The organism is Variovorax sp. E3, from assembly GCF_016082275.1.
Taxonomy (GTDB): Bacteria; Pseudomonadota; Gammaproteobacteria; order Burkholderiales; family Burkholderiaceae_C; genus Variovorax.
On sequence record NZ_MOWM01000276.1, the window covers coordinates 1 to 5258 of the forward strand.

Here is a 5258-nt window from a genome sequence, read left to right on the forward strand (position 1 = left end):
ATCAGGGTCCACCCTTGTTTGAGCGAAGCGAGTTTGGGTGGAACCCCGCGAAACGTGAGCACCGCAGGTTGCCCCGTAGCGAAGCGCAGGGGTCGCAGACAGTGGGGGCGCCTTTTCTTTGCTTACTTTCTTTTGGCGAAGCAAAAGAAAGTGAGGCCGCCGCCGGGCGGATTCCCCGGCCTCGGGAAGCAAAGACTCAGCCCATTCAAAAAAGGAGCCAGTCAATGACCGACTCCCAGAACGAAGACGACCGCACCCGAGTGATGCCCCGATCGACAACAACAACAGGCGACATCTCCGCAACCGTCATCACCACCGGCGCTCCGGTCACCAGCCCCGCCACGGGAGCAGCAACCCACGACGCAGGCCTCCTCCCCGTAGGCAGCCGCCTCGCCGAATTCGAAGTCACCCGAGTCATAGGCCAGGGCGGCTTCGGCGTCGTCTACGAAGCCTGGGACCACACGCTCGAGCGCGTCGTCGCCATCAAGGAATACCTCCCCACGTCGTTGTCCACGAGGCAGCAGGACGGCACCGTCGTCCCCCTGTCCGAACGACACCGGGAAACCTTCGACCTCGGCATGCGCAGCTTCATCAACGAAGCCCGCCTGCTCGCCCAGTTCGACCACCCGTCGCTGCTCAAGGTCTACCGCTTCTGGCAGGAAAAGGGCACCACCTACATGGTCATGCCCTTCTACCGGGGCGACACGCTGAGGGAAGCCTCGTGGCCATTCCGGCAGGCGTCGACGAGGCCTGGCTCATCCGCATCATGGACGGCGTCACGCAGGCGCTCGCGGTGATGCACGGCGCCAACTGCTATCACCGCGACATCGCGCCCGACAACATCATCCTGCTCGAAGGCTCGGGCCGGCCGGTGGTGCTCGACTTCGGCGCCGCGCGCCGCGTCATCACCGACAAGACCCAGGCGATCACCGTCATCCTCAAGCCGGGCTACGCGCCCATCGAGCAGTACGCCGAAATGCCCGACATGTCGCAGGGCGCGTGGACGACGTCTACGCGCTCGCGGCGGTGATGCACGTGGCGGTGTGCGGCCGCGCGCCGCCGCCTTCGGTGGCGCGCCTGCTGTCCGACAGCTACGTGCCGCTCGCGGGCAACGACATCCTGCGCCAGCGCTACAGCGCGCGCCTGCTCGAAGCCATCGACGCGGGGCTGGGCGTGCGGCCCGAGCAGCGGCCGCAGTCGATGGCCGAGCTGCGCGCGGCGCTCGACCTGGACGGGGAGCACACCATGGTGCCGGTGCCGCGCACGCAGCCGCCGCGCCAGCAGGGCGGCGCGAACACGAACGCCGACGCGGCCACTGTCATTGCCGGCGGCGCGAAATCCACCGGCAAGCCGGGCAGCAACGCGAAGGCGCCATCCGCCGCGCCCGCCGCACCCACCAGCGGCAAGAGCGGCAAGGCCGTCGCCGCGATCGTCTCGGTCGTGGCCCTCGCGGCCGTGGCCGGTGGCGGCTGGTGGTTCTTGCAGGGCCGCACGAGCGGATCGGGCGCCGTGGAAGCGGACGCCAGCAATAACAACAAGCAGGTCGCCGTCGCGCCGACCCCGGCGCCACCGCCCGACACCACCAAGGTCGCCGAGGCACCACCGCCGCCGCCACCACCGGCGCCGCCACCCCCGCCGGCCCCGCGCACGCCCACCGACTCCTTGCTGTCCCTCGCCACCGGCGCCACCCCCGGCTTCGACGTGACGGCCACGCCCAAGAAGCCCGAGGTCAGCGTCGGCAAGGACCGGCTCGCGTTCGAGGTGCGCAGCAAGCGCGAGGGCTTCGTCTACGTGTTCCTGCTGTCCAGCGGCGGCGAGATGTTCCTGCTGTTCCCGAACCTGCTCGACAAGTACAACAAGATCACCGCGGGCGGCTCGCTCTCGCTGCCGCGCGCCTCGTGGCCGATGGACGCGGGCGGGCCGCCCGGCACCGACCAGTTCGCGGTGCTCGTGAGCGAGCACGAGCGCGACTTCAGCGCCGCCGGCGTGCAGAACGACGGCGTGTTCCCCGTGTTCCCGCTGCCGGTGCTGGCCGCGCTCGAGGCCACGCGCGGCACCGGTCCATCGCCGCTGCTGGGCAAGCCGGTGTGCGCGCCCAACACCCCGTGCAACGACGTCTACGGCGTCGCGAATTTCAAAATCGTCGAGAAGTAATCGTCTGCAGAGCATCGGCCCTTCGCGCAAGGGCCGCCCTTCCGGACAAGGAGACTTTCATGCACACCCCATTGCTGTCACCACCACCCCGCCCGGGCTTCGCCGCCACGCTGCTTCGCTGGAGCGCCGCCGCGGCCATCGCCTCGCTCGCCGGTTGCGCCGCGCCGCCGCCGGCATCGACCGACACCGCCGCGCCTGCCGTGCCCGACACGCCCGCCGCCACGCGCCCGCCGCCCACGGGCGCAGCGTGGCCGGCCAGGCGCGCACTTTCTCCACGCAGCTGGCCACCTACACCTCGGTCGGCTTCGACGCGGTGCCGGGCTGGTCGCGCGACGACTTCTCCGAAAGCTGGCCGGCCTTTCTGGGCAGCTGCAAGGTGCTGACCGGGCGCGGCGCCGAGTGGAGGGAAGTGTGCGAACGCGCGCTCAAGGTCGACGGCAAGAACAACAACGCCATTCGCGGCTTCTTCGAAGGCGCGTTCTCGGCCTACCAGATCCGCGACGACGACCGCCGCCCCGACGGCGTGGTCACCGGCTACTTCGAGCCCGAGATCGCGGGAAGCCGCCAGTACGGCGCGCCGTTCATCTACCCCGTGTACGGCCAGCCCGAGGACATGCTGTTCGCCGACGCGCGCAAGCTGCCCGCCGGCAACGGCACGGTGGCCGCGCGGGTCGACGGGCGCAGCGTGGTCGTGCAGACCGGCCTGAGCACGCGCGACATGGGCGCGCCGGGCCTGTATGCGCTCGACCTGTCGGCCATCTCGCGCGACACGCTCGACCGCAAGGTGCGGCTGCGCATCGAGGGCAAGCAGCTGCTGCCGTACTACACGCGCGAAGAAATCGAGACCAAGGGCGCGCCCAACGCCAAGGTGCTGGCCTTCGTGAGCAGCGCCACGGCGCTGTACGAGATGCAGATCCAGGGCTCGGGCCGCATCAAGCTGCCCAGCGGCGAACTGATCCGCGTGGCCTACGCCGAGCAGAACGGCCAGCCCTTCCGCCCGACGCTGGCGAAAGCGGCCAACGGCAAGCCGCGCAGCCCGGTGAAGGTGCGCGGCTCGTCCATCGAGCTGCAGCTGGACGACGGCGATGACGACGACGTGGGCGCGGTCGACAGCGGCGCCATCCGCACGCGCGGCTTCACGCTCGCGCGACCGGTGGCCAGCGGCGCGGTCGTGGTGCCGGGGCGGCGCGCGGCCGGGGCCGTGGCCGGTTCGGGCATCAAGGACCCGAGCTACGTGTTCTTCAAGGAGGCCACCTCGCCGGTCGGCGGGCCGGTGGGCGCGTTCGGCGTGCCGCTGTCGGCGGGGCGATCCATCGCGGTCGATCCGCGCAGCACGCCGCTGGGCTACCCGGTGTTCGTGTCGACCCGCACGCCCGGCAGCGGCGCGCCGATGCAGCGCCTGACCATCGCGCAGGACACCGGCGGCGCCATTCGCGGCGCGGTGCGCGCCGACTATTTCTTCGGCAACGGCCAGCAGGCCGCCACCAACGCGCGCCGCATGAAGGAGCGCGGCCAGCTGTGGATCCTGCTGCCGCGCGGCCTGGCGGTGGCGCAGGCCGCCACGTCGTCGGCCATCCGCACGCGCGGCGGGCCGGTGGGCGCGAACCTGCCGCAGTGCCTGGTGCCTTCGGAAGACAGCTGCGTCGACGACTGAGCAGGCTGGCGCTTCGACCTCTCCATGCAGGAAACGCTCTCGTCCGCGGAAAGCTCCGAACTCGTCCGCCTGTGGCGGCGCAGGCAGACGCTGTCCCCGAACGACATGGGCGCCATGTACCGCATCGTGGGCGAGGCGCTGGTGGCCTGCAATCCGCCCGAACTGCAGGTGCTGGGCGAAGGACGGCAGGAGCTGGTGGCGCAGTTCATCTACGTCAAGGTGCTGCGGCTCGACGCCGACCCCGACGACACCGAAGAGCGCGCGGGCCACAGCGCGCCTTCGACCGCGTTCGCGCTGTGCGCGTACTTTCGCCGCTACCTGATCGACTGCACGCGCGCCAGCGCCTTTCGCCGCAAGCTCTCGATCGGCGACCAGATCACCGAGGCGCAGCTCGAAGACGAAGTGGGCGCGGGCGAAGACCTCGAAGGCTGCCTGGCCGAGCACGGCCTGAGCGCGCAGGCCGTGCAGCTGGCCGCGCGCGCCTTCATCGCCGAACTGCCCGAGCCCGAGCGCCTGCTGCTGTGCGAGGGCTTCGGCAAGGAGGCCGAGGGCGGGCTGTCGGGCATTGCCTCGCGCCACGCCATTGCGTCCTACCACTACCGCGCGGGGCGGCTGGGCCTGGTGCACAAGCGCGAGGGCCTGAGCGCGGACTACGGCAAGACGCGCCTGGGCGGCTGGCTGCAGCAGACGCTGGGCATTGCCATCGAGCCCGGGAACATGGCCGCGATCCTGCAGGTTTTCAAAATCCTCGGTGCTGAAGCGTCTTACGCCTGAAGACATAGCCATTCAGGAAGAACAGATGCCATGACCACCGAACTCTGGCCCCCGCTCAGCGTGATCCGCAACGCGCTCGAAACCGGCTCGTTCGTGCCCGAGGACGGCGCGGACGAAGTGCCCGGCCTCGCGGTCGTGGCGATGCCGGGTGCGGCGCCCGAAGCGCCTCGGCCTGCGCGCATGCCCGCCATCTCCGACCTGCTGCTGCCGCTCGCCGAACTGGCGCGGCGCCGCGAGGCGGTCGCGCGGCGTGCCTTTCCGGCGCGCTGGGCGCCGGGGCGGCTGGTCAGCATCGTGCACGAGGGGCGGCTGCTGGGCGTGCTGATCGACCGCTGCATCCACGGCGAACTCTGGCAGGGCTGGATGGCCGCGGGCGAGGCCGACTGGGCCGGCGCGTTCGACGTGCTGCTGGAGCCCGACGACGAGCCCTTCGAGCCGATGTTCGGCGTGATCCAGGCCTGGAACGTGCTGACGCTCGAGCCCAGCCCGCAGCTGTGCGCGCGCGTGCTCGGCGAGGTGTCGGCCACGCGGCTGGCGGCGATCCGCGCGGTGCACGACGAATGGGCCGCGCACGCCACGCCGGCCATCGCCGACTATGTGAAGAACATGATCACGGGCGCCGCCCAGATGGACGGCGCGATCCTGGTGTGCTCGGCCGCCGACGGCCCGATGCCCC

6 protein-coding genes are annotated in these 5258 nt (G+C 70.8%); all 6 read left to right on the forward strand.

Annotation, left to right across the window (positions count from 1 at the left end; all coding sequences use genetic code 11):
- The first annotated feature begins 224 nt into the window (after nucleotides 1-224).
- Nucleotides 225-797 carry a protein kinase gene (locus BMG07_RS43745; protein ID WP_269759871.1) on the forward strand — a complete coding sequence of 191 codons (573 nt, stop codon included), beginning with the start codon at nucleotides 225-227 and terminating at the stop codon, nucleotides 795-797.
- On the forward strand, nucleotides 722-1030 hold the full coding sequence (locus tag BMG07_RS43750; protein WP_307867314.1) for a protein kinase: 309 nt from the start codon (nucleotides 722-724) through the stop codon (nucleotides 1028-1030). Before BMG07_RS43745 ends, BMG07_RS43750 begins: the two co-directional genes overlap by 76 nt.
- On the forward strand, nucleotides 1000-2154 hold the full coding sequence (locus BMG07_RS43755; protein ID WP_307867316.1) for a DUF4384 domain-containing protein: 1155 nt from the start codon (nucleotides 1000-1002) through the stop codon (nucleotides 2152-2154). The genes BMG07_RS43750 and BMG07_RS43755 overlap by 31 nt, the downstream gene beginning before the upstream one ends.
- A 154-nt stretch (nucleotides 2155-2308) precedes the next feature.
- On the forward strand, nucleotides 2309-3808 hold the full coding sequence (locus tag BMG07_RS39745; protein ID WP_269759872.1) for an MltA domain-containing protein: 1500 nt from the start codon (nucleotides 2309-2311) through the stop codon (nucleotides 3806-3808).
- 24 nt (nucleotides 3809-3832) lie between these two features.
- On the forward strand, nucleotides 3833-4582 hold the full coding sequence (locus tag BMG07_RS39750; protein ID WP_198089078.1) for a hypothetical protein: 750 nt from the start codon (nucleotides 3833-3835) through the stop codon (nucleotides 4580-4582).
- Nucleotides 4583-4612: 30 nt separating this feature from the next.
- Nucleotides 4613-5258: GTP-binding protein (locus BMG07_RS39755; RefSeq protein ID WP_374221463.1), on the forward strand; the 646-nt coding region annotated here is incomplete at its 3' end.